This window comes from Tabrizicola fusiformis, assembly GCF_013328815.1.
GTDB lineage: Bacteria > Pseudomonadota > Alphaproteobacteria > Rhodobacterales > Rhodobacteraceae > Fuscibacter.
The window spans coordinates 1-21,003 of the sequence record NZ_JABUHN010000011.1 but is presented as its reverse complement, the minus strand read 5'-3'; the positions used below and the strand labels follow the sequence as shown (position 1 = coordinate 21,003).

Genomic DNA, 21,003 nt, shown 5'->3' with positions numbered 1-21,003 from the left:
AGGGGAGGTTCCAATGTCTGACACAATCGTTTCCCGGTTGCGCTCGCTTCCTCGTCAGGATCGGCGCATTGTCATCTTTCTGGCTGTCGCTGCACTTGTGGCGCTGATCATCGGCCTTGCGGGCGGTCTGCTGACCGCCCTTGTCCGGGCCGGGTTCCTGCCGGTCCTGCCCGAGTCCGGCTACCGTTTCCTTTCGGTGCACGGACTCAGTGCCTTCTTCTACTGGCTCTACTTCGCCCAGGCGGCCCTGCTGCTCGGGTTTTCTGCCGCCGAGCGCGGGAACGGCGGGGGGAAGACCGGACTGGTCAAGCATCCATTGGCCCTTTCCGGATCCATTGCGATGGTGCTGGGGTTCGGCCTTGGGCTTCTGGCCTCGGTGATGGGTTCGCCCCCGCTATACGACGGCAAGGCCGACCTACTGGTTGATGAACCGATGACCGCTCTGGTCTTCAGCCTTGGCTATGTCTTGCTGGGACTTGGTCTGATCCTGGTCCCGGCATCCGCCATTGCCACGCTTCTGCCCTCTCTCGGGCGCAGCCGCCGCCGGTCTCTGGACGCGCTTGGCTTTGCCCTTCTGGCATGGGCCGGCTTTCTGATCGTCACCGGCTTTGCGGCAATTCACGCCTTCCTGCCGGCCTTGCTCTGGGCCGCCGGACTGGGCGCCTTTCCGGCAAGCCAGGAGACAGGCTGGCACATCCTGTTCCACAATCTGCATTACTTGCCGCTCATGGCGACGGTGGTTGTCTGGTACATCCTGATGCAGGTGCTGACCGGCGCAAAGTCGGTGTTTGGTGCCAGATTCTCGAAGCTGGTCTTCAGCCTGTATCTCGTCTTCGTGCCGCCAACCTCGCTATACCACATGTTCCTCGACCCCGGCCTGCCGGAGTATGTCAAGGTGGCGGGTTCGGCGCTCTCGCTGTTCGTTTCGGTACCGACGCTGACCGCCTTCCTGGTGATCGTCGCAACGCTGGAGGTTCACGCGCGAGCCTCGGGTGCAACGGGTCTGTTCGGCTGGTTGCGCAAGCTGCCGTGGGAGCATCCCGCGACAAACGCGGCAAGCATGGCCGTGGTCAACATGATCTTCGGCATCTCGCTGGCATTCGTGCTGATCCAGGAGAAGCTGGCACCGCTGCTGTCGGATACGTTCTTCGTTCCGGGGTACTTCCATTTCTTCACGGTGGGAACCGTCAGCCTGTCGCTGCTCGCGGGACTCACGGCGTTGTTGCCAGAGTTGACTGGCCGCCCGCTTCGTGCGCCGGGGCTGCTGCGGTCGCTGCCGTGGGTGGCATCGGCAGGGCTTCTGGTATTTGGCAGCGCGGGCGTGGCTGCGGGTTACATGGGCGTGCCGCGGCGGGTGATGGATGTCACATACGGCGGCGAAGCGCCTGCGGTCTGGTCGACACTCATGGGATTTGTCGGCTTGGGCGGAACCGTCATGGCGCTCTCCCTCCTTGCCTATGCAGCGATCGCTCTGGCTTCGGTGTTCGGCCGGTCGGAAACAGCGGAGGCATCCTACCGGGCTCCGGTCCAATGGGAGGCCTTGCCCGTCGGGCGCAACGCTGCTTGGACAGGGCCGGTGTCCATCCTCGTGATTGCGGTCGCCATGTATGGCTTCAGCACCCTTGGGTTCGAGTTGCTGCAAGCGGTTCCCCTCATCGCCACTGGCGAGATGGGTCACTGACAGGAAATTCCACAGGAGATCTGACATGAAAGAAGATATCTGGCTGTTGATTGGCGTGGCGTGCATCTGGACCGCCTTGGCGATCGGCTATGCCTTGGCCCCATGGGGCGACATGATTGGCTATGCCCGCGTGTGGGGCTTCGGGGCCGCCCTGTTCTTTGCCATCGCCGCAGTTGTCTGGAGGGCGGCAAGAAGCTGAAACCAGCTTCTCTTTGCAAGCGGGCTCCTGCCTGCAGGCAGGTAGTTTTGATTTGACGGAGATAGTCATCGGGGCAAGGACGCGCGCCACATCCGAAATCGTCCTTGCCCCGTCACTTCGCGGATCAAACCTCTTTCATCTGTCCAGCTGAGGTTTCGCTGGACTGCCGCGCGGCTCGTGCGCGTCACGACATCGGCGATCAGAGCCGAGATCACCGGCTGTCGCGTTGCCTTTAAATCCGGCACACTGCGCGTTGAGCGACGTTTGTGGGACCGTTCAACTACCTGGGGTCATGCGGCACGCTGAAAGAGCGGTACCGGCACGAATGGCGAAATGATGGTCTGCCTTGGTTGAATGGGCGGCTGGTAGGCGAGACGTTCCGCAAGATCGCCATTGGCAAGGGCGACGCGAACCTGAAGGAGCAGGTTCGCCCCTCGTTCCGACCAGCGCATCTGTTGCTTCTTGACCATCCGCTTTGCGACGAGATTGTTGACGCTCGCTTCAGCCGCCGTGGAGGCGATCCGTTTCCCTTCGCGATATCTTGCGCTGTAGTTGGCGATCGAACCCCGGTTCTGCTCGATGTAGGTGCGCAAGTTCAACAGACCGCCTCGTAGCGGGACGATCGCGGTGCTGCCCTGTTCAACTGCCTTCAGGTCGTGAAACAGGCGACCGATCAGGTCAATTGCCCTGTCTGTTTGACCATTCCAAAGACGCCACCTCACCGCTGTTATGTCCTCCAGAAGCTCCTCCCGCTCGTCCGGCGGCAGTCGGCGCGCCAACCACGCGGCAGTCTGCTCGATGGGGCGCAGCTTCATGGCAATGTGAAACCAGTCGAGGATGTGCGTGGCTGTCTGTGGTAGTGCTGATTTTAGGCGTTTCAGACAGTCCTCAGCATCAGAAATCACAGTGATTTCGCCTTTGCCTTCGTATCCAAGTCGTTTGAGGGCGAGTAGCCCTTCCGCGCGCATTCTCTTTCGCGAGGTGCCAGAAAACGCGAACAAGATTCCTCGGTCGGATCCGACCCCGCCACGACTTGCATGACAAATGACCGCTTCGAAACTTCGCGTTTCATGGCCGCGGACTTGCGGGATATGAGCAGTATCGATGCTGAGGACAAATTCCCTTTCTGGGTCTCCAGGCAGCGGCAGCTCGCGTTGATGACGTTCCTGCGTGTCAACTTTTTCAAAGAGCATGCGCTGTTCTTCCTTTTCTTCCAGTCGCTTGCCAATTGCCAACGTGCGATGTCGCAGGGTCGTGTGCCGAGTTGGTGTCTGCCCAGGCAGAAAATCGGTCAGAACTTTCGCCGCTGCCCGGTAGGGCATAAGTGCGCCAAGCTTAGCAGTAAGTGTCATCAGTTCTGCAGTCGCCCGGTTAGGGCAGAGCTCGGAAATCGGGGTGATTGTGAAATCAACGCCGGGCATGCAGCTGCGGCAGGGGTACAGCCGCGGGCTCTCCACGGTCACAGCGCCGTAAACTGTCTGGATCGTTCTGGTCGAATAGTCCTTGACCGGCCGCGTTCCGCCACATCCCTCGCAATGACGTCGGAACAGAACATAGAGGGCGCACTGCCGCTCGATGATGTTCCGTTGAAGCGAGGCCATGATAGCTTTGCCTTCATCGATCGACAGGCCGACGTTACCGGCGATCAGATCATCAAGGCTCTTCTCGATCTCAAACTCGAACCGGTGGCCTCGCGTGATTTCGTCCGAACCCTCAATACTGATTTTCCAGCGCATCCTGCCTCTCCTCTGCCAAGACTGGCAGAGAGTAGAGCCCGCTTCGGCAAACAATGCACCCCAGGGAATTGAACGCTCTCACGCGACAGCGACCATCGCGCCGTTCTTCAGGGCACGCGATCCGATACGGATGACCGCCTGCACCACGATGGCCAGCACTGCCGCCTTGAGCCCGAAGAACAGTGCCTCGATCGGTCCGACATTGCCGTAGAGCGCATAGATCCAGCTGAGCGCCATGATAGCGATGACGCCGGGCAGCACGAACAGGACGCCCGCGATGATGCCGCCGAGCGTGCGGTGCATCAGCCAGCCAATATAGACCGCGAGTTGCATCGCTTCCGGGCCTGGTAACAACATGCAATAGTTAAGCGCATGGAGGAACCGCTTCTCGCCAAGCCAGCGTTGCTCCTCGACCAGGATGCGGTGCATAAGCGCGATCTGTCCAGCTGGACCGCCGAAGCTCAAGAGACCGATACGGGCCCATATACGAGTAGCCTCGGTCAGCGTTGGATATGTGCGGTCCTGCATCAGTCTGCCTTCGGCTTGTTGGTGGGCCAATTATGTGTTTCGTCAGTTGCATCCCGCGCCCAGCGATAGAAGGCGTCGTATAGCAACATTCCGGCCTCTAACTGCTCCAGATCGTCCGAATACATACGTGACAGGCCGAGCGATGCGGCAAGCAGGCCGGCCGCCTCGGGCGCGAGGTCGAGTCGCGCAGTGTCAGCGCCGCGCACGATTGTCGCGAGCCGGTCGAGGGCAGGAATGGTCAGGCCGAACTCGGCGAGCATGACGTCGAAGGTGCAGAGGTCGTCCCGGTGGCTCCAGAACACACCTTCGATGTCGAAGGGCGACCCATTGTATCGTTCGGCGACGCCCTCCACCTCGGCAGGCGCGACGAACAGGATGATCGCGCGGGGATCGAGAAAGCGCCGGATCAGCCAGGGACACGCGATGCGGTCAATCTTGGGCCGCGAGCGCGTGACCCAGATGGTGCGACCCTGCGCATCGCGCGCGGGCAACTTAGCCCGATCAATCAGCGGCAACCCGGCAGAGCGCCATGCCTCGAAACCGCCCTCGAGATATTCCGAGGAGCAACCCTCGGCGCGCAGCCAGGCGGCGGTACCCTGACTGCGGCGGTGGCCAGCTTGACAGACAGCGATCGACGACTGGCCGCCGAGTTGTGGCGCGAGGTCGGCGAGCGTCTGATCGTCGATCCGGGTGGCGCCAGGGAGCAGCCGTGGATCAGCGGCAAAATCCTCTTCGGATCGCACGTCGAGCAGGAGCGGTGCGCGGGGGGTTCCGATGATGCGGGTAAGCTTTTCGAACGAAATGGCATTGGGCGCAGGCATGTGCGTTCCTCCGTCTTGCGGGTGGTATGGAACGCGATCTTCGGCTGGCGCCTCGTGGGGAGCTCGCAATCCCCATACGCGAACTATCTGATTTAGGAGCAATCATGTCAAGGAAGGATAGCCTTTCAGGTGGGTCTATTACACCAATGTCATAGCAAAAATCGACGCTGTTATTTCTCAACCGATCGATCGATGCCACCGGAAAACCCATTCGGGTAGCCGATCCCGTTCACGGTCCTCATGATTTTGACATGCGCACCGGTTATTCGTTGGAATACTGGCCCTTGTTGTATTGTGCGGTCAGATGACTGGCGAAGATCTTGTCAATATTCCTGCAGCTGGGGATCTAGTCCGTGATCAGCATCAGGCCCAGATCCATCGAGTTTTGCACAATAAGCTTAATTGTCACCCCTTCGCATCCGGTATCAGGACGCCCCTGACCTACCCCAAGCACCGCTTTTTAACTTTGCCGCAACCCGTGCAATAGTGCTCAGCGAACCTTTACTGCCATTTGTCTCTACTTGTGCAAAAACGCTCCTGGTGGTGCCCATTTGGTTGCTCACATGCGCCACAATCGATACCGCCCCTGCCCCGTCACCTCCCGGATCAGGCCTCGCGCTTGCGTCCAGGCGAGATTGCGTTGCACGGCGGCACGGCTAGCGTTGGTCAGGGCCTCGCCCATCGGGGCAGAGACAAGGGGCCATTCGGTAAGCACGGCGCGCAAGGCGCGCGTGGTCTTGCCCGAAAGTGGGGTCATTTCGCCTGCCTTGCTCGTCTTAGACACGCTTGAGGGTCCAAGCTGGATAAATCTGCTCGTTTCATCCAGCGCAGCACGACAGCTTCGCGACATCCTTGTCGAAAGTCTGCGCGGCGAGTTTCAGCCCCTCGACCGTTGTCAGATAGGGGAAGATCGTCTCGCCGAGTGCCTTCGTCGTCATACCGATCTTAAGCGCCATGACCAGCGTCTGCACGCTGTCTGCCCCCTCCGGCGCCATGATCACGCCGCCAAGCAGACGGTCTGTCGCCCGGTCCGCGACCAGCTTGATCAGCCCGCGCGTATCGCGCGCGGCAAGCGCGCGAGGCACGTTGTCGAGGGTCAGCACGCTGGTCTTGACGTCATGACCCGCCGCGCGCGCCTGCGCCTCAGTCAGCCCGACCCCGGCGACCTGCGGATCAGTGAACACCACCCAGGGCATCGCCGCATTGTCGTATTGTTCGGCCCCGCCCATGACGGCGTTGCGGGCGGCCAACTTGGCGCCATAGGCGGCCATATAAACGAATTGATCGCGGTCCGTGACGTCACCCGCGGCAAAGATCCCGGGCTTTGTGGTCTGCATGTCGTCGCCAACCCGGATCGCACCGCGTGCGTCGGTCTCGACGCCCATCTCCGCGAGGCCCAGCCCCTCGGTGTTGGCGGCGCGCCCCGTCGTCAGGACGAGGCGGTCGGCCGTCAGTTCGCGCTCCGCGCCATTCACCGTCACGGTCAGCACCGCACGGTCTCCGTCGCGCCGCGCGGCGTGATAGGTTGCGCCGTCAAGAACCGTGACACTCCCGGCGCGCAAGACCTCGGTGAGCGCTTGCGCCACCTCCGGCTCGGTGCGCGGCAACAGGCGCGAACGGCAGACGATGGTAACCCGCGTGCCCATCCGCGCCATCATCTGCGCCAGCTCCACGCCGATATAGCCGCCGCCGAGGAAGATCAGGCTTTCGGGCAACTGGTCGAGATCCAGCAGCGACGTGCTGTCGAGCGTTGGTACGTCCCGGACCCCAGGGATGTCGGGCCTGGCCGGTCGACCGCCGGTGGCGACGATCACCTTGGGAGCCGTGATCCTGCGCCCGCCGACCTCGACCCCGCCGGGGACGAGACGGCCTGGACCCTCGTCGAGATAGGTCACACCCTCGTAGCCCGGCAGCAGATCGGCGTACTTCTTCTGGCGCAGTGTAGCGACAAGATCGTCCTTGGCCGCAACCAGCGCCGACCAGTCGGCGACCTGCGCCTCTCCGCTGAGGCCCGGGAAACGATGCGCCGACTGCGCGCTGTGCAGGGCTTCCGCAGCGCGGATCATCGTCTTGGAGGGCACGCAGCCCACGTTCACGCAGGTGCCGCCGATGGTCCCATGCCCGATCAGCGCGACGCGCTTGCCGCCCTCGGCGGCGGTGATCGCGGCGGAGAAGCCAGCCGATCCGGCGCCGATCACGGCGAGGTCGAAATCGCCCGTGGGCGCCTTGGTTTCGAATTTCATGAACTCATCCATTTTCTTGAGATGCCCTGCGCCGCTGCCGCCGCCAGACGGCATAGATGGTTAGGCCGATTAAAAACGCCAGCGCGGGCAGCAGCACATAGTCGAGCCAACCCAGCCAGGCCGACAGGCCCACGGCGCCGAGAAGAACGACCAGGATCGGCGTGAAGCAGCAGAGCGCTGCGATGACGGTGCCGACGACACCTGTTGCAATCAGCTTGCGGTCTGTCCGCTCGGTCATCCCGTCAACCCGAGACGCGCGCCGGGTAGCCTGCATTGGCCGACGCGGTGGCGATCGCCTCTGCGCTGGTCGCGGCGGTGTCGAAGACGACAGTAGCGGTGCGCGCCTCGAAGTCGATCTCGACCGCGTGCACGCCTTCGACGCCCTCCATCGCGCGCTTCACGGTGACCGGACACAGCGCACAGGTCATATTGTCCACCGCGAAGGTGAGGGTCTGCTCGGCGGCGACGGTTTGCGCGACGGCAGGGATGGCCGTGATGGGTGCTGTGGCGGTCAGGCCGAACAGAACAAGGGCAAGGATCGTCTTCATGAGGGTGTCCTTTCGAGATCAGTAGAGAAGCGGAGCCCACCAGTCGATGGTGAGTGCAGCGAGGACGAGGATCAGGGAGGTCCAGAGAGCGGACTTGGTGATGCGCGCCGAGGATGGGCGCGCGCAGTAGGAACCGGGCTCGCAGACGGTCGGTTTGCGGAAATAGACCTGCCGGAATCCCGCCCCGATGAAGCCGAGCGAAATCACGGCGAAGATCGGCTTGAAGGGCTCCAGCGCCGTCAGGTTGCTGATCCAGGCCCCCGAGATACCGAGGGTCAGCAGCACCAATGGTCCGACACAGCAGGCCGAGGCGAGAAAGGCGCCCATCACCCCGCCCGCCGCAAGCCAGCCCTTTCGGGCGGGGCGATCCGCTGCTGAGGTGTCAGTTCTGTCGTCTGTCAGCGCCATGTCGCGCACCTTTCGTCTGTGGTTGACGATGGGTGTAGGGTCTGTAGTAGCTACAGGCTCAAGAGGAAAACCCCCATGATCGATCACGAAAGCGAGAGCAGCTTAACACGCGGCGACCTGGCCCGGGCGACCGGATGCAACATCGAGACGATCCGCTATTACGAGAAAACCGGCCTGCTGCCCGACCCGCCGCGCAGCGCCGCAGGCTACCGGATATATTCCGCCGCACACGCCACGCGCCTTCGCTTCATCCTGCGCGCCCGCGAGCTCGGGTTCTCGATGGAGGACATTCGCGGGCTGATGGGGCTCGACGATGGTGCCGCGCCGACCTGCGCCGAGGTCAAGGAGCGGACAAAACGTCACCTTGCGGACGTGCGGGCGAAGATCGCGGATCTCCGGCGGATCGAATCCGTCCTCGCTGCAACGGCATCCAGGTGTTCTGGCGCCGAAGTCCCCAACTGTCCGGTGCTCGACGCGATTTCTGGAAACTGAAAACTATGACACGAACTTCCCGAACTCTTGAAGCTCCCATGCATCGAACTGGAAGATTCAAGATCGTGCCGCTACCCATATCTTGAATCGCCCCTGGCCGGTCACCTCGCGGATCAGGCCTCGCGCTTCCATCCAGGCAATATTGCGTTGAACGGCGGCACGGCTAGCGTTGGTCAGGACCTCGCCCATCGGGGTAGAGACAAGGGGCCATTCGGTAAGCACAGCGCGCAAGGCGCGCGGGGTCTTGCCCGAAAGCGGTGTCATTTCGGCTTCCGCCCGCGCTGACCATGCTTCGACATCGTCTAGGTGCCGCATTGCTGTCAGACATGCCGTCTCCATCCCCTCAAGCCAACGCGCCAAACGATCAGCGGGTGGGCCGCCAGCGCGCAGCCCCCCTGCCCCACCCATGGCCAGAGGTGCAAAGACTGCTCCCTTGCCCTCGCTGGCCGCGATCCGCGCGGCCGTGACTGCCGCTTCCATTCGATCGCCCTGCTGCCCAAGGCCCGCAAGGCTCCAGAGGTGATAACCCGCGCAGGCACGGGTTATCGGGTGCAGCTCGGCGGCTTGCGCCATCAGGTTCAGCCAACCGCCCGCGCGATCCGCGAAAGGCTCGGCGTCATCGACCATGTTCTCGGGATCGCGACGATCGAGGAAGGCAGAAAGGTCCACCTCTGGGCCTGGTCCCCCTGTCAGACGACGTACCGCCCAACCGACACGCGCCAGTGCTGCGGGGTCCTCTTGAACGCCTGACAGGCGCATGGATATCCAAATAGCAATGCGATCCGGGCCAATGCGGTCACCCGCGAACCAGCTGAGGTCGGCAGCCTCGATCAGGGCAAGCCTGTGCCGCCATCCTTCCGGGCTGCGCTTCAGGCGGTCGTCCAGCGCGCCGACGCGACCGGCCACACGGGCAAGACGCGCGGCATGACCTGCCTCTGCTTTCCGCCAATCGTCGAGGACCTCGCCTTCACGCAGTTCGGCCCGTGGTCCTGGTGGCAAGTAGTCCGGCTCCTCTTCCATCGGACCGGGCAGGAACCAAAGATCGTCTTCGGACGACTGTTCCACCTCCTCAGCGTCGAGGAAGAGAGCGTCCGATTCATCATGAAAGGCAGGCACTTGAGGCTTCATATGTGCAAAATACTGGAATTTTGCTTTTTACCCAAGGGTTTTGTCGGAATGCGCCCGCGCTCCTTATATTGCATGCGCGCGGCACGGTCTGCCAGAACTCTCTGATCGCGCTCAGCCTATGCAAACTAAGGGGTTTCTGATGAGCAGTGCCACAGAGCACGCTCTTGCATTCGTTTACAAACGGTCGTTTATTGGCAACATCATAAACTGCAAAACAGGCCCCCTGCCCCGTGCACCTGATCGGATACGCGCGCATTTCAACTGAGGACCAAACTACCCTGCCCCAGTTGCAGGCCTTGAAATCCGCGGGCTGCGCCGAGATCCATGAGGAACAGGCTTCGGGCGGGAACCGCGCGCGCCCGGTGCTGGCGCGGGTGCTGGAGCGGATCGGCAAGGGCGACACGCTGGTCGTCGTGCGCATTGACCGCCTGGCGCGGTCGCTGTCCCATCTCCTCGAGGTGATCGAACGGCTGGAGGCGAAGGGCGCGTTCTTCCGCTCGCTCACGGACCCGATCGACACGGCCAGCCCTCAGGGCAAGTTCACCCTGCAGGTCCTGGGTGCCGCGGCCGAGTTTGAACGCGCCCTGATCCGCGAACGCACCAAGGCGGGGCTGGCCAGCGCACGCACTAAGGGGCGGGTTGGCGGGAACCCAGGCCTGCGCGCCCGCGATCCGGCGGCACTGCGCAAGGTGCGGCTGGCACGCCAGGACGGCTATATGGAGAGGCTGAACGAGACGGCCCAGGACTGGGTGCCCCATGTACGCCGACTGCGGCCCGACATGGCGTGGGAAGACGTGCTGCGCATCGTCAACGGCCCACTGCCCCGCGAGCGCCAGTGGACGCAAGGCCGCCTCCTGCGGGCCGTCAACGCCTATGTCCGGGACGGCTTCCTGCCCGGGAACGTTCTGGGCCGCTCCAGTCGGCGCGAGATGGACGACCGCCTGCCTGCCATCGTCGCTGCCATTAAAGGCGCGGACCCCGACATCACGCTGCAGGCCATTTGTGGCCGCCTGGAGGCTATGCGCGAGCGCACGCCCCGAGGACGGACGAGTTGGCAGCCGTCTTCCGTCGCGATGCTGCTGAAGCGGGCGGAACGGCTAGGTTTGTTTGGGTCGAAACTCGTCTAACTATTTGTACCATCGTGCAAAAATCCACTTCTTGCCAATTGGTAACTTACTTCCGCCCTGCGCTTCTGTTTGCGAGATAGGCTTCAAAAGCAGCCCGCAGCGATGCGTCAGAAAGCTTATCGCTGAACTCCAGAACAACATTCGACCCACGCTTTCTAAGTGTCACCCCAATGCTGTCCGCATCGCCCCGAAAAATCTGCTCCGGAGGTCGCTTGCGCTTCGGGCCCGAAGCTGCGGATCTGAGAGATGAAAGCACTGCAGAAGCCTCAATCGGAGCCCCCTGCCCTGCTCGCGCAGCAGCCTGTCTTTCGGCCAGGTCACGAGCCACCTGTATTACGGACGAAGCGACCTTCGGGTCCGCCAGTAGCGGCTTCAAGACGCGCGCGTGAAGCTCCTTGATCTCGCGAATTGATTGGTATGCGGCCACCACCTGATCGGGAAGCCGTGCCAGATTCAGGTAGCGCGACAGCCACCCCTCCGAAACCTCAAGCCGCTCGGCCATCGCCTTTTGTCGCCCGCCATAATACTGCTCAAGCGCCGCAGCATAGTCCCGAGCGCGTTCGAAGTCCGAGATGTCCTCGCGATCACGGTTTTCGACATCAGCGAGACGGAAAGCTTCCTCATCGGAAAGATCGCGAACTTCGATAAGATAGCGGAACTGCGGGTAGTTGTTCGCACGAAGCCACGAGACCGCAAAATGGCGCCGCGCCCCACAGATGACTTCATACTCCGCACCGCGACCCTTCCGCAGTTTGCGAACGATGGCCGGAAACTCCTGTTGGCCTTGAGACTTGATCGAGTCGATCAAATCACGACAGTTGTCTTCGTTCAGCAGCTCGTAGGCGCGGTTGTGACGATCCCACATGACACACAGGGCGGGATCCACCCAACGCAGCACCTTTTCTTCGCGCTCCCCGACGTCAGCCAGAGCATTTGACCTGCGGAGAAATCGCGTACCGCCGCGGTCTTCTTCCCCTGGAGCAGATTCGTTGTTCAGATCTTTGAGGACATCCTCGAAGATCGCGTCATGACGCTTGCTCACAGCACTCCCTCCTTGCGAAGCGCACGATGATGGCTCGGCCAAGTCTTACGAGCCAAGGTCTCAATCTCTCGACCGACCGCATCAAGGTATGCACGGCACCGCTTGTGCGTTTCGGTCCGCGTGCTCGGTCCGGTCAGTTCATAAACTGTCGAAAGGTTGGCCGTCGCATTGTCGATTTCTGCGCTGTCTTTCAGGACCGACTGAAGCATGTCCTGCGGAAACACCGCATCCATCATGCGTTTGATGGCCACATGCGCAGACTTCTGGTCATTCATTTTGGACGCCAGAATCTTCACGAAGCTGTACGATCGTTCGCCGCCGAACTTCGAAAGCTCGGTTAGCGTCGCCTCCATCATTTTCAGAAAATGTGCTGTCGAGGCGAAATCGATGTTACTCGGTGGCGCCGGTATCAGAAGAGCGTTGGCGGCCCGTAGAACTGAGAGGGAGATCATACCCAACGCAGGCGGCGGGTCCAAAAGGACCACGTCGAACTGGTCGGATATGCTCGCAATCCCATCGCGCAACCGGTCAAGGATGAAGGTGGGCTCTCGTGCCATCCTCGCCGCAAACTCATATTCTGCGTCGTAGAGTCCTAGATTAGCCGGAATCAGGGCAATCCCGGGCCAGTAGGTCGCCCGCAGAGCGTAGTGCAGTGACTTCGGCCCGCCGTGGCGTAGGAAGGGGTATAGCGTGTCTTCCTCCTCATCCACGTCCACGTCTGGGTTCATCCCGAAGATCGCCGTTGAAGACGCTTGGCTATCGCAGTCGATAACGCACACGCGGTAGCCCTTTAGTGCGAAGAACTGCGCCAAGTGGCTGACGATGGTTGACTTGCCGACGCCGCCTTTGAAATTCTGTACGGCGAGAACAAGCGGAGGGTCATCCGCACCGCGGTGCGGCAAGGTACCGAAGACCTCTCGCATCTTGTTGACTTGCGCGAGAGTGTATCCCGTGCGGCGCCCCGTCTCCGCGTCTTTGTCGGGTTCAGATAGCCGCCCGTCCGCTTCAGCGTCTCTGATCGCCTTCTCCGTCCGGCCAACCATCTCAGCGGCGGTCCGGACGTTGAAACGGATATCCAGGCGCTTCTCGGAATTCGGAGCGAAGACACGCTCTCTCAGGCGCTCGATCACGGTCGCCGCGCGACGTGTTAGGAGGGTAAGCTCGCTCAGCGTGACCGGTGGCAGCACGGTATCGTCCATCAACTGCTCTCTTCTGTGGTTATGCTCGAATCATGCTGCATCTTCCACGCAGGGTAAAGTTCGGAAATCACCGTCTCGACGGTGATCCTCCGGAAAACGGGCAACTTGACGTCGACTTCCGCTCTTTCGCTGGCGTGGCTCAGAAAGTCGATAGTCTGCGCCCGTCACGATGTCGCCCCATCCCAAAAAGTAGGGTTTCAATGAGAGGTGGCGGTCAGCGCAACCTTCTTCCTGAAAAATTATCCACAAAGAAAACCTCTAAGAGTTCAGATTCTTTCTGGTTCTAGGGTTCGCATGCCGTAAGCGGCTGTAAAGCATAGATAATACACGCCTTACCTTACTTCCTGGGTGCTTAGCCATACATTCTGGGAGTGTAGAACTTACGAATCGGGGCGGGACGACTTACTTTTTGCAACTGGTCGAAGACTTACATTTCGGGTGACGCAACCTCTCAAGGCGTCGGGCTGCAGATTTCTCTTTGCTTTCAATCGCCTGCGAATCGCCCCTGATTCGTCCTCGCGTGATCAACTTACAAATTGGGTGCCGGCCCGACGTCTGCCGATCTGAGCGCTACCAGACACTTGCTCGCTTACTCACTTCAAACTACAAAAGTAAGACAAAGCATGTATGGGCTCCATGGCTGAAAAACCCTATCGCACCATTGATGCTCGGCCAAGTGCCGACAGTCTGATCAAGCCAGGCGAACTGGTTGATCTGATCGAGGTAACACCCCTGAGCCTCAACGATCGGAGAATTTACAATCAACTTCTTGAGAACGCATGGGATGCCATCGACAAGCCCGTGAGCCACATCATCTCGAAATCGGCACTGCGAGGCAAACACAACTCGAATGACCGGGTTGGCGAAAGCTTGGAGCGCTTGATGTCGGCGGTCGTCAAGGTGTCTGTCAACTGGGACGGCGGACCGGCGATCGAGCGAGTACAGTTGCTAGGAGGGAACATCGAAGCACTGCGATCTGACGGTTTGATCGAGTACGAAATACCCGCGCGATTGCGAAAGATCATCGCGAACTCAACTGTTTTCGCTCGCCTTCAGCGCGAGGTGATGTTCGCGCTTTCATCCAAATACTCGCTAACGCTTTACGAGATGGTGCAGAAGCGGGGAAACTTGCGTTGGAGGTCAGCAGAGCGGTTTTCGCTTGACGCACTTCGGGGCATCCTTGGTGTACCGAAGGGAAAGCTGACTTCCTGGTCAAACCTCAAGCTTCGAGCTCTCGATCCCGCCGTCGCAGAGGTGAATGACCTTTCCGATTTCATGGTGGCGTTCGAGCCCCTGAAATCTGGCCGAAGCGTCACACATGTTGAGCTCAAATGGTGGCGGAAGGATGAGGAGGCGACCGGCGCAGCAGGGCGTGCTCTCCAGTTTTCCAAAGTCGGACGACGTATTAGGGCTGCCGGCACCGAGGACAGGGTAGTCCCGTCCGCTCCTGTTGAGGCGACACCCGATCAGCGGCCGAAGGCCCCCGAGTTGAAGCCCCGTCCGGCATGGCTCCAGTCGCGTGGTACGCCACTGCGGACAGAAACCTACGAGACGGCGCGCCTTCGGCATGCAGGCTACGATATCTATTTCGTGGAAGGTGAGTGGCGCACTTGGGCAGCCGGAAAGCCCCCTGCGGACGATCCGGATAGGGCATTTTTGGCATTCTTCCGGAAGTTTGCTGAGGCCAATCCCATCAGATAGTTGCCAATTGGCAATCTGCCGCTTTCATAAGTAGTATCAAATAGTTAAATGGACTTCATGCCTCCGTGTCATTGTGTGCACCGGTAAGGGGGAAGAGTTAGAGTGGGCCTTTTGGCCTGTGACGGGCCATAGCCGGGAGAGAGGCTTCCGGCGCCCGTCACGGAGAGACTGCCATGAGCAACGTGGAAATTATGGACCCTGTGCGGTCGGTGAGGTTGGGCGGCTACAGGGTGGATGTGAGCCGGGGCGAGCGGAACGGGCGGGTGTCGTCCGAATGGTTCAACCGGCCCGATGACGAGCGGTATCTCTCGCTCGACGATCTCTGGGCTTCGGTGAAGGGTCGGTCCGAGCGGAGCCGGTCCCGCGTCGTTGAGACGGCGCAGATCCGGGTCGAAGCTGCGCGCGACAGCGCCGAGCGGCTGCACTTGGTCCTCCCCAAGGCCAAGGAGCCCGTGGCTCCGACGCATTGGGCCTTCGGCCAGTTGGCCAGCATCGTCGGTGCCCCGGCCTCCTACCTGCGGCAGTTGCCTGCGCCTTTGGCCGGGATCAACCTGCAATACGGCCTCAGCAACCACCGCGCCGAGCAGGTGAAGACGTTCGAGACCGAGGATGGCCGCACCGAATTGCGCGCCGTGACCGGCCCTGACTACGGCCGCATCCACGACCATGAACTGGTCGAGGCGGTCCAGCGCATCGCGGGCAATGGCACCGGCGATACGCGCTGGAAAGTTCCGGGCGTGCTCGACTGGTCGACCGGGGTCTACAACCCCGATGTCGAGATCAGCCGCGACACGACGACCCTTTACGCCTCTGACCGCGACGTCTTCCTGTTCCTGGTCGATGATCGCAACCCCATCGAAGCGGGTCGCCTGCCGGGCGGCTCCCCCGATCTCTACTTCCGGGGCTTCTACTGCTGGAACTCCGAGGTGGGCGCCAAGACGCTCGGCATGGCGAGCTTCTACCTCAGGGCGGTGTGCCAGAACCGCAACCTCTGGGGCGTGGAGGACTTCCAGGAGATCACCATCCGCCACTCGAAATACGCGGCCTCCCGCTTTGCCCAAGAGGCCGCCCCGGCGCTGACTCGCTTCGCCAATTCTTCGCCGCAGGGATTCGTGAACGGCATCAAGGCGGCGCGGCAGCAGATCGTGGCGCGGACGGATGAGGATCGGGACGATTTCCTGCGGAAGCGCGGCTTCTCGAAGTCGGAGTCGGGCAAGATCATCGAGAAGGTGCTGATGGAAGAGGGCCGCCCGCCCGAGAGCATCTTCGACTTCGTGCAGGGGATCACGCGCTTGGCGCGCGACAAGACCCAGCAGGATGCGCGTCTCGACATGGAAGGCCGCGCCAAGAAACTTCTCGACCGCGTCGGCTGACATCAGCAGCGGGGCAGGGGGCCCTTCGGCCTTCTGTCCGTCAGCATTTCCCCCCCTTTACTCCTTCCCGGCCAACTCCGCCAGCGGTTGCCTCCGGGCTGTCGATCGCCATCGAGGCCGCAAGGACGCGGGCCCGAAACAGCAAAACGGAGAAAGACCATGGCGACCATCGGCACCTTCAAGAAGACCGGCACCGAATACACCGGCGAAATCTTCACCCTCAGCCTGCAGGCCAAGGGTGTGCGCCTCGTCCCGGACCTGCGCGCCTCGGGCGAGAACGCCCCCTCCCACCGGGTCCTGGTCGGCCGCGCCGAGATCGGCGCCGCCTGGACGAAGAAATCGAACGAGAACCGCGAATACCTGGGCCTGAAGCTGGACGATCCGAGCTTCGCCGCCCCGATCTACGCCAACCTCTTCGATGACGAAGACGGCGAGGGCTACAGCCTCATCTGGTCCCGCCCCAACACCCGCCGCGGCGACTGATCGCAAAAGCAAAGGCCCCGGTCGAAAGACCGGGGCCGAAGTGCTTGCACTAGTTCTATCGCAAGCTGTACCACATTACATGCCGTATATGGCACTTATATGGTGATAAACTGCCGTATCCGGCGGTGAAGATCACTTCACAGCGCCAGAGCCAGCTCCATCTCCCGATGTTCGAAGGCGGGGGCCAGCTGGCTAAGATCGCGACCCGTCACGCCATGACGCTGCATGATCGTCTGCCAGGTGTCGCGGATCTGCCTCGCCATCACGCGAGCGCGCTGCCGTGCCTCGGACGGGGACAGGCTGAAGAACTCTGCGGCCTCGATCGCCATCTCAAGCGATGCTTCGAAGGGCGCACCCTCGAAAATGGCCGTCTTGAGCAGCCGATGCCGCTCAGGCTGCGGATTCACGTCGAACATCTGAGAGAGGCTCCACTGGCCATCGCCGGCATAGACGAAGCCATGGTTCTTCAGATGGTCGTCGGTGTTGGTGACCAAGACGGTGAACACGATCCGCAGCCAGAGCTCTGTCAGGTCCGCCTGCGGGTTGTCGCTGTGCTGCTGGATGAACCCTGCGATTTCGGTATAGGCACCTTGCTCGGCTCCGCGGCGCTGGAGTGCGGTGCGGGCGGAGATATAGGGGATGCGTGCGGGCCCGTCGCGGTCAAACCGGCGGATCAGTGCGATCGGACTGTCGGTTGCCTCCAGCATCAGGTTGGCGTCGGGGGCGTTCAGCCCCACCGATCGCGCCAGTTGCAGCGTGGCCACCTCGATCCGCTCGACTGGACTCGCATCTGTCGCTGACGAAAACTTCGCGATCCAGAGTTGACCGCCGTCCAGAGCATTGGCCTTGGGCCGGGCTCCACCGATGGAGCCACCCGCGCCGGCCATCTGCCGCAGCGCCGCATTCGAAACCTCGCCACGGCGTTCGATGGTGGCGGCAATGCTGCGCAGGTCTTCGAGGTCGATCAGCTGTGGAACCGGGGCCGTGTCGCCAGTAATCACACGCCCTTCACTGTCACAGAACCGCAGCGCCCCTTGCCGGGTCGTATCATCGGTCAGCGTCAGCATGTCGAACTCGCTTAGGCCTGCCCCGTGCAGCCGTTCCATCAGCATCCGTCCCCAGGCATCTGGCGCCGCATCCTGAAACGCACCGGGCAGACTCTCGCGCTGATCCCCTCCGCGCCCGGATGAAGCGAAGAAGGGTGCAAGTCCAAGAGGAAGATCGGGCGCGAGGGCGAAACCCTTTGGGTCGTCGGTCCACCCCTGACTGTAGCTGAACTCCGAGTGTTGGCGGCCCCGGTCGAATGCGAAACGCAGCTTTCCCACATGCAGGAGACTATTGCCGAGATGAACTTCGGCCTCCTGCTTGCCCGGCGCGGAGCGGGTGCGGCGGACGGTAATGCGATCCACTTCGGCCATCAGAAACTGACCCCTTTGCGCTCAGGCTTCGGGGCAGGGGATGCTTCGTCGCCTCTCGCCTCAGCCTTCGTGGACTTGCCAGGCTTGAAGCTGCGCCCTCGTTTGGGAATGGCATCCAGCGCGCGAGAGAGGCCGACGGGGTCATTTTCTGGTGAAATGAGATCAGCCAGACCCTTGGGGCTTCCCAGTGCGGCCAACACTGCAGCAAGATTTCCGACGCCGACTCCGGGATCGCCCTTTTCCAGTCGCATCAGCGTACGCTCGGACACATCTGCCCGCGTTGCCAGCTCTGCGATGGAGAACCGGCGCGACAGACGGGCCTGGCGCAGGTTCTGGCCAAGGTCAGTCAGGGAGCGAAGGGCTTTCAGATTTGACATGTCTGTCGGATACGGCGTCTATGATAGCTTAAACTGCCATATATGGCGTAAAAGACCAGTTGTAAAGTCGCAGCGGCTCCGGAGAAGTACAGAATCCGTCACAAGGGCAGGCTGGAATATCTCGCATCTCAAGTGCGCGACAATTCCAGGAACAGTTCGGTATCAGCCAGGCAAGGTGTCGCTCCGTGTAGAATGCAGCAAGACCTGCGGCAGGAATGGTGTGGCGTTTCAGCCTGATGCCATGGGGTTTCCAAGGTGACGGTCCCGCCCGCCCGTATTCATCGATGGCAAGTTGCCCCTCTACCTTCCCGGTCTGAACCAGCTGATCGCTGGCGACCCGCATGGCGGCAATGCTGGCGAGCGGTGGGCATCCTGTGACGGGGCAGGAGCTCCTGTCTCGGGTCAAAGCCCCATCCCCCGCTTCCATTCGCTGTCCTTGGTCTGATCCGTCTCTTTGACACTCAACCCCAGAGGGGTCGGCTACGCGAGCGTGCCGCCCTCGCGGATTCGGACGAGCCGAACGCACGAGGGTGATTGCAGATCCGGTCAGACACTTCGGGCGCCTGTCGCGCGGGGGATGGTCCTCCGCCCCCAAGAAGACAGGAGCCGACCCCATGTCCAAAAAAGATGCCACCGCTTACGCCGCCAGCCTCGCCGCCACGCTGATGGTCGCGATCACCGTGTTTCAGGCCGGGGACGGCACGCACGGGGCGATGCCGTCTGATGAATACGATGGCGACGAGGCGCTCGTCGCCCTGGAAATCGATCCCTGGCAATGAGGCGCGAAAGCGCCTCACCCACCCGGGTCGCGCCCATCCAGCGCGCCCGTCCGGGGACACGGCACCGAACCGAGGGGTCCGGCAGGGGGAGGTCGAGGCGGGAGCGGGCAGGGCGAGCCCGCTGAGACAGAGAGAGCGGCGGCGGGCTCACCTGTAACCCGCTCTCCCCGGAGATCCCAAAATGACCATCCACCTTCCCGGCCGCGCTGCGCCGGCCCCTGAACTCTCATCCGAACTGTCCCGCATCCTGGCCGAGCAGGCCGAGCGTGACGCCGCCGAGGTGGCGCTGCACGCCCGGAACAAGGAGGTACTGTTCGACGGGCTGCGCCTTGTCGGCATCGCGCATGCCCTGGTCAGTTTCGATGGCTCAGGCGACAGCGGGCAGATCGAGAGCATCGAGGCCCGGAATGATGCTGACCAAAGCGTCACGCTGCCCGCCGCTCAAATCACCTTTGCCGGCATCGACTGGCAGAGCGGGGCACCCACCGAGCGCTGTCTGACCCTCGAAGGCGCCGTCGAAGAGCTGGTCTACGACCTCCTCTCCGATTCGCATTCCGGCTGGCAGGACAATGACGGCGCCTATGGCGAGTTCTGCATCGATGCCCGCGCCCGGACCATCCACCTCGAGTTCAACGAACGGTTCACCTCGTCCGAACTCTACACCCACGACTTCTGAGGGGCGGCGATGGCACATCCGTATCACCACGCCCTGTCTTCGGTGAAAAAGTGGGGCGGGACGGTCGACGACTACCTCGCCTGTCATGAATTCTTCGATGCCTCAAAGCTCATCCTGGCGGACTTCCGGCACCGCGCCCTCCGTCACCATGCCGAGGGGATTTTCCTGCTGGAGCAGGTCCACGGGAAAACCCTCACTCTATCGACGAGCCGGGTGATCCCGACCCGCTGGGTTGGCGAGCAGCATGTCCGCGAGGATCTGGGTTTCATCCCCAGCTTTGCCGATTGGGCGCGCTCGATCCGGGCCGAGCCGTGGATGGGCCGGACCCAGGAGATCGAAGCCGAGGTCGATCCGCAACTGGTGATGCCGGTGCTGGAGGTCAGCTGACATGAGCCGCGCCTATCAGAACCTCGGACTGACCCCTGAAGCCTCTCCCCTCACAGTCCTGCGCACGGCGATCCGGCGGTTGCACCCCGACACGCTCGCAGTCCGCAGCTGGCGCGAGGCGCGCAAGCGCTACTACCGCGAGCTCTTGCAGGCCCATGCCGCAGCACAGGTCGCATCCAATATCCCCCAGCCCGCGGAAGCGGGCTGATCCCCCCCATCGCAACCCGACCTGACCCGACCGTCGCGGCCCGGGTTTTCATTCTGAAAGGAGCCCATCGTGGCTGACTATTTCACCCAATTCTCCTGCGTCCTGGACGTCGGGACACCTGACAAGGCCCTCGCGGCGCTCGATCTCTTCCTGCGCTTGCGCGAGGAAGACGAGGCCTTGGACGATCCGGAGTTCTCGGGCTTTGCCCTTTCACTGCCGGATGGCCCGGGCAGTTCCGTCCTCTGGTTCCATGACGACGGGCAGGGCGATGTCGAAGGGGTCATCCACTTCGTGCTGCGCCTCGCGGAAGACCTCGATCTCACCGGCCTCTGGGGCTTCGACTACGCCTTATGCCGAATTCGGCATAAACCATATTATGCCGGGATCAGGATTATGCCGCATGGCCCTCCAGTCGACGAGAAGCATCGACTTGGCATACTGCCAGACCA

Annotated in this window: 24 protein-coding genes and 1 pseudogene; 12 read left to right on the top strand and 13 right to left on the bottom strand. The window is 61.9% G+C overall.

Features of this window, described 5'->3' with window-relative positions; all coding sequences use genetic code 11:
* The first annotated feature begins 13 nt into the window (after positions 1-13).
* Positions 14-1,681: a cbb3-type cytochrome c oxidase subunit I gene (locus HS053_RS16700; RefSeq protein ID WP_174212407.1), complete on the top strand. Its 1,668-nt coding sequence runs from the start codon at positions 14-16 to the stop codon at positions 1,679-1,681.
* Between the two features lie 25 nt (positions 1,682-1,706).
* On the top strand, positions 1,707-1,880 hold the full coding sequence (locus HS053_RS16695; RefSeq protein WP_174212406.1) for a hypothetical protein: 174 nt from the start codon (positions 1,707-1,709) through the stop codon (positions 1,878-1,880).
* A 290-nt stretch (positions 1,881-2,170) separates the two neighbouring features.
* Here HS053_RS16695 and HS053_RS16690 read toward each other — a convergent pair whose 3' ends face one another.
* From HS053_RS16690 to HS053_RS16655, 8 genes and pseudogenes are all read right to left on the bottom strand, one after another.
* A complete protein-coding gene (locus HS053_RS16690) occupies positions 2,171-3,616 on the bottom strand; it encodes an ISKra4 family transposase (protein WP_174212405.1) in 1,446 nt (481 codons plus the stop codon).
* A gap of 78 nt (positions 3,617-3,694) precedes the next feature.
* Positions 3,695-4,144: a chromate transporter gene (locus tag HS053_RS16685; protein WP_206677617.1), complete on the bottom strand. Its 450-nt coding sequence runs from the start codon at positions 4,142-4,144 to the stop codon at positions 3,695-3,697.
* Positions 4,144-4,965 (bottom strand): chromate resistance protein ChrB domain-containing protein, encoded by an 822-nt coding sequence (locus tag HS053_RS16680; RefSeq protein WP_174212404.1) that lies wholly within the window; start codon positions 4,963-4,965, stop codon positions 4,144-4,146. Before HS053_RS16680 ends, HS053_RS16685 begins: the two co-directional genes overlap by 1 nt.
* A gap of 559 nt (positions 4,966-5,524) precedes the next feature.
* Positions 5,525-5,725: pseudogene (locus HS053_RS16675) on the bottom strand (hypothetical protein); the annotation flags it as partial.
* Positions 5,726-5,783: 58 nt separating this feature from the next.
* Entirely contained in the window at positions 5,784-7,208 is a 1,425-nt protein-coding gene (merA, locus tag HS053_RS16670) for a mercury(II) reductase (RefSeq protein WP_043772569.1), read from the bottom strand.
* Between the two features lie 4 nt (positions 7,209-7,212).
* A complete protein-coding gene (gene merF / locus HS053_RS16665; RefSeq protein ID WP_082033411.1) occupies positions 7,213-7,446 on the bottom strand; it encodes a mercury resistance system transport protein MerF in 234 nt (77 codons plus the stop codon).
* A gap of 4 nt (positions 7,447-7,450) precedes the next feature.
* On the bottom strand, positions 7,451-7,756 hold the full coding sequence (locus tag HS053_RS16660) for a heavy-metal-associated domain-containing protein (RefSeq protein ID WP_038068071.1): 306 nt from the start codon (positions 7,754-7,756) through the stop codon (positions 7,451-7,453).
* An 18-nt stretch (positions 7,757-7,774) separates the two neighbouring features.
* Positions 7,775-8,164 carry a mercuric transporter MerT family protein gene (locus HS053_RS16655; RefSeq protein ID WP_043772411.1) on the bottom strand — a complete coding sequence of 130 codons (390 nt, stop codon included), beginning with the start codon at positions 8,162-8,164 and terminating at the stop codon, positions 7,775-7,777.
* Positions 8,165-8,239: 75 nt separating this feature from the next.
* Between HS053_RS16655 and HS053_RS16650 the strand changes: the two genes are divergently transcribed.
* Positions 8,240-8,656: a MerR family transcriptional regulator gene (locus HS053_RS16650; protein ID WP_043772414.1), complete on the top strand. Its 417-nt coding sequence runs from the start codon at positions 8,240-8,242 to the stop codon at positions 8,654-8,656.
* Positions 8,657-8,713: 57 nt separating this feature from the next.
* Here HS053_RS16650 and HS053_RS16645 read toward each other — a convergent pair whose 3' ends face one another.
* Positions 8,714-9,784, bottom strand: coding sequence for a hypothetical protein (locus HS053_RS16645; protein ID WP_043872360.1), 1,071 nt, complete (start codon positions 9,782-9,784; stop codon positions 8,714-8,716).
* 230 nt (positions 9,785-10,014) lie between these two features.
* Between HS053_RS16645 and HS053_RS16640 the strand changes: the two genes are divergently transcribed.
* Positions 10,015-10,911, top strand: coding sequence for a recombinase family protein (locus HS053_RS16640; RefSeq protein ID WP_174212403.1), 897 nt, complete (start codon positions 10,015-10,017; stop codon positions 10,909-10,911).
* Positions 10,912-10,957: 46 nt separating this feature from the next.
* Here HS053_RS16640 and HS053_RS16635 read toward each other — a convergent pair whose 3' ends face one another.
* Both HS053_RS16635 and HS053_RS16630 read right to left on the bottom strand, forming a co-directional pair.
* A complete protein-coding gene (locus HS053_RS16635; protein WP_174212402.1) occupies positions 10,958-11,953 on the bottom strand; it encodes a ParB/RepB/Spo0J family partition protein in 996 nt (331 codons plus the stop codon).
* Entirely contained in the window at positions 11,950-13,152 is a 1,203-nt protein-coding gene (locus HS053_RS16630; RefSeq protein WP_174212401.1) for an AAA family ATPase, read from the bottom strand. Before HS053_RS16630 ends, HS053_RS16635 begins: the two co-directional genes overlap by 4 nt.
* 636 nt (positions 13,153-13,788) lie before the next feature.
* Here HS053_RS16630 and HS053_RS16625 point away from each other — a divergent pair.
* The 3 genes from HS053_RS16625 (at position 13,789) to HS053_RS16615 (ending at position 16,709) form a co-directional block, all read left to right on the top strand.
* A complete protein-coding gene (locus HS053_RS16625; protein WP_174212400.1) occupies positions 13,789-14,853 on the top strand; it encodes a RepB family plasmid replication initiator protein in 1,065 nt (354 codons plus the stop codon).
* Positions 14,854-15,026: 173 nt separating this feature from the next.
* Positions 15,027-16,226, top strand: a complete 1,200-nt coding sequence (locus tag HS053_RS16620; protein WP_174212399.1) for a DUF932 domain-containing protein — start codon at positions 15,027-15,029, stop codon at positions 16,224-16,226.
* A 159-nt stretch (positions 16,227-16,385) separates the two neighbouring features.
* Positions 16,386-16,709, top strand: coding sequence for a DUF736 domain-containing protein (locus tag HS053_RS16615; protein ID WP_174212398.1), 324 nt, complete (start codon positions 16,386-16,388; stop codon positions 16,707-16,709).
* Positions 16,710-16,846: 137 nt separating this feature from the next.
* Here the strand turns inward: HS053_RS16615 and HS053_RS16610 are convergent, their stop codons facing one another.
* Both HS053_RS16610 and HS053_RS16605 read right to left on the bottom strand, forming a co-directional pair.
* A complete protein-coding gene (locus HS053_RS16610) occupies positions 16,847-18,127 on the bottom strand; it encodes a type II toxin-antitoxin system HipA family toxin (protein WP_174212397.1) in 1,281 nt (426 codons plus the stop codon).
* Positions 18,127-18,504, bottom strand: coding sequence for a helix-turn-helix domain-containing protein (locus tag HS053_RS16605; RefSeq protein WP_174212396.1), 378 nt, complete (start codon positions 18,502-18,504; stop codon positions 18,127-18,129). The genes HS053_RS16610 and HS053_RS16605 overlap by 1 nt, the downstream gene beginning before the upstream one ends.
* 614 nt (positions 18,505-19,118) lie before the next feature.
* On the opposite strand from HS053_RS16605, the gene HS053_RS16600 reads away from it, so the two are divergent.
* From HS053_RS16600 to HS053_RS16580, 5 genes are all read left to right on the top strand, one after another.
* Positions 19,119-19,283 carry a hypothetical protein gene (locus HS053_RS16600; RefSeq protein WP_168775702.1) on the top strand — a complete coding sequence of 55 codons (165 nt, stop codon included), beginning with the start codon at positions 19,119-19,121 and terminating at the stop codon, positions 19,281-19,283.
* Positions 19,284-19,464: 181 nt separating this feature from the next.
* Positions 19,465-19,959, top strand: a complete 495-nt coding sequence (locus HS053_RS16595; protein ID WP_174212395.1) for a DUF6878 family protein — start codon at positions 19,465-19,467, stop codon at positions 19,957-19,959.
* 9 nt (positions 19,960-19,968) lie between these two features.
* Positions 19,969-20,346, top strand: coding sequence for a DUF6915 family protein (locus HS053_RS16590; RefSeq protein WP_174212394.1), 378 nt, complete (start codon positions 19,969-19,971; stop codon positions 20,344-20,346).
* A gap of 1 nt (position 20,347) precedes the next feature.
* Positions 20,348-20,554 (top strand): hypothetical protein, encoded by a 207-nt coding sequence (locus HS053_RS16585; RefSeq protein WP_174212393.1) that lies wholly within the window; start codon positions 20,348-20,350, stop codon positions 20,552-20,554.
* 69 nt (positions 20,555-20,623) lie between these two features.
* A partial coding sequence (locus HS053_RS16580) for a hypothetical protein (protein ID WP_174212392.1) occupies positions 20,624-21,003 on the top strand: 380 nt, incomplete at its 3' end.

Coding starts and splice junctions, on each gene's coding strand:
- HS053_RS16600 (WP_168775702.1), top strand. CDS start 19,119: ATGTCCAAAAAAGATGCCACCGCTTACGCCGCCAGCCTCGCCGCCACG.
- merA (WP_043772569.1), bottom strand. CDS start 7,208: ATGAAATTCGAAACCAAGGCGCCCACGGGCGATTTCGACCTCGCCGTG.
- HS053_RS16585 (WP_174212393.1), top strand. CDS start 20,348: ATGAGCCGCGCCTATCAGAACCTCGGACTGACCCCTGAAGCCTCTCCC.
- HS053_RS16630 (WP_174212401.1), bottom strand. CDS start 13,152: ATGGACGATACCGTGCTGCCACCGGTCACGCTGAGCGAGCTTACCCTC.
- HS053_RS16620 (WP_174212399.1), top strand. CDS start 15,027: ATGAGCAACGTGGAAATTATGGACCCTGTGCGGTCGGTGAGGTTGGGC.
- HS053_RS16605 (WP_174212396.1), bottom strand. CDS start 18,504: ATGTCAAATCTGAAAGCCCTTCGCTCCCTGACTGACCTTGGCCAGAAC.
- HS053_RS16590 (WP_174212394.1), top strand. CDS start 19,969: ATGGCACATCCGTATCACCACGCCCTGTCTTCGGTGAAAAAGTGGGGC.
- HS053_RS16625 (WP_174212400.1), top strand. CDS start 13,789: ATGGCTGAAAAACCCTATCGCACCATTGATGCTCGGCCAAGTGCCGAC.
- HS053_RS16645 (WP_043872360.1), bottom strand. CDS start 9,784: ATGAAGCCTCAAGTGCCTGCCTTTCATGATGAATCGGACGCTCTCTTC.
- HS053_RS16685 (WP_206677617.1), bottom strand. CDS start 4,144: ATGCAGGACCGCACATATCCAACGCTGACCGAGGCTACTCGTATATGG.
- HS053_RS16680 (WP_174212404.1), bottom strand. CDS start 4,965: ATGCCTGCGCCCAATGCCATTTCGTTCGAAAAGCTTACCCGCATCATC.
- HS053_RS16595 (WP_174212395.1), top strand. CDS start 19,465: ATGACCATCCACCTTCCCGGCCGCGCTGCGCCGGCCCCTGAACTCTCA.
- HS053_RS16695 (WP_174212406.1), top strand. CDS start 1,707: ATGAAAGAAGATATCTGGCTGTTGATTGGCGTGGCGTGCATCTGGACC.
- HS053_RS16615 (WP_174212398.1), top strand. CDS start 16,386: ATGGCGACCATCGGCACCTTCAAGAAGACCGGCACCGAATACACCGGC.
- merF (WP_082033411.1), bottom strand. CDS start 7,446: ATGACCGAGCGGACAGACCGCAAGCTGATTGCAACAGGTGTCGTCGGC.
- HS053_RS16660 (WP_038068071.1), bottom strand. CDS start 7,756: ATGAAGACGATCCTTGCCCTTGTTCTGTTCGGCCTGACCGCCACAGCA.
- HS053_RS16690 (WP_174212405.1), bottom strand. CDS start 3,616: ATGCGCTGGAAAATCAGTATTGAGGGTTCGGACGAAATCACGCGAGGC.
- HS053_RS16650 (WP_043772414.1), top strand. CDS start 8,240: ATGATCGATCACGAAAGCGAGAGCAGCTTAACACGCGGCGACCTGGCC.
- HS053_RS16700 (WP_174212407.1), top strand. CDS start 14: ATGTCTGACACAATCGTTTCCCGGTTGCGCTCGCTTCCTCGTCAGGAT.
- HS053_RS16655 (WP_043772411.1), bottom strand. CDS start 8,164: ATGGCGCTGACAGACGACAGAACTGACACCTCAGCAGCGGATCGCCCC.
- HS053_RS16610 (WP_174212397.1), bottom strand. CDS start 18,127: ATGGCCGAAGTGGATCGCATTACCGTCCGCCGCACCCGCTCCGCGCCG.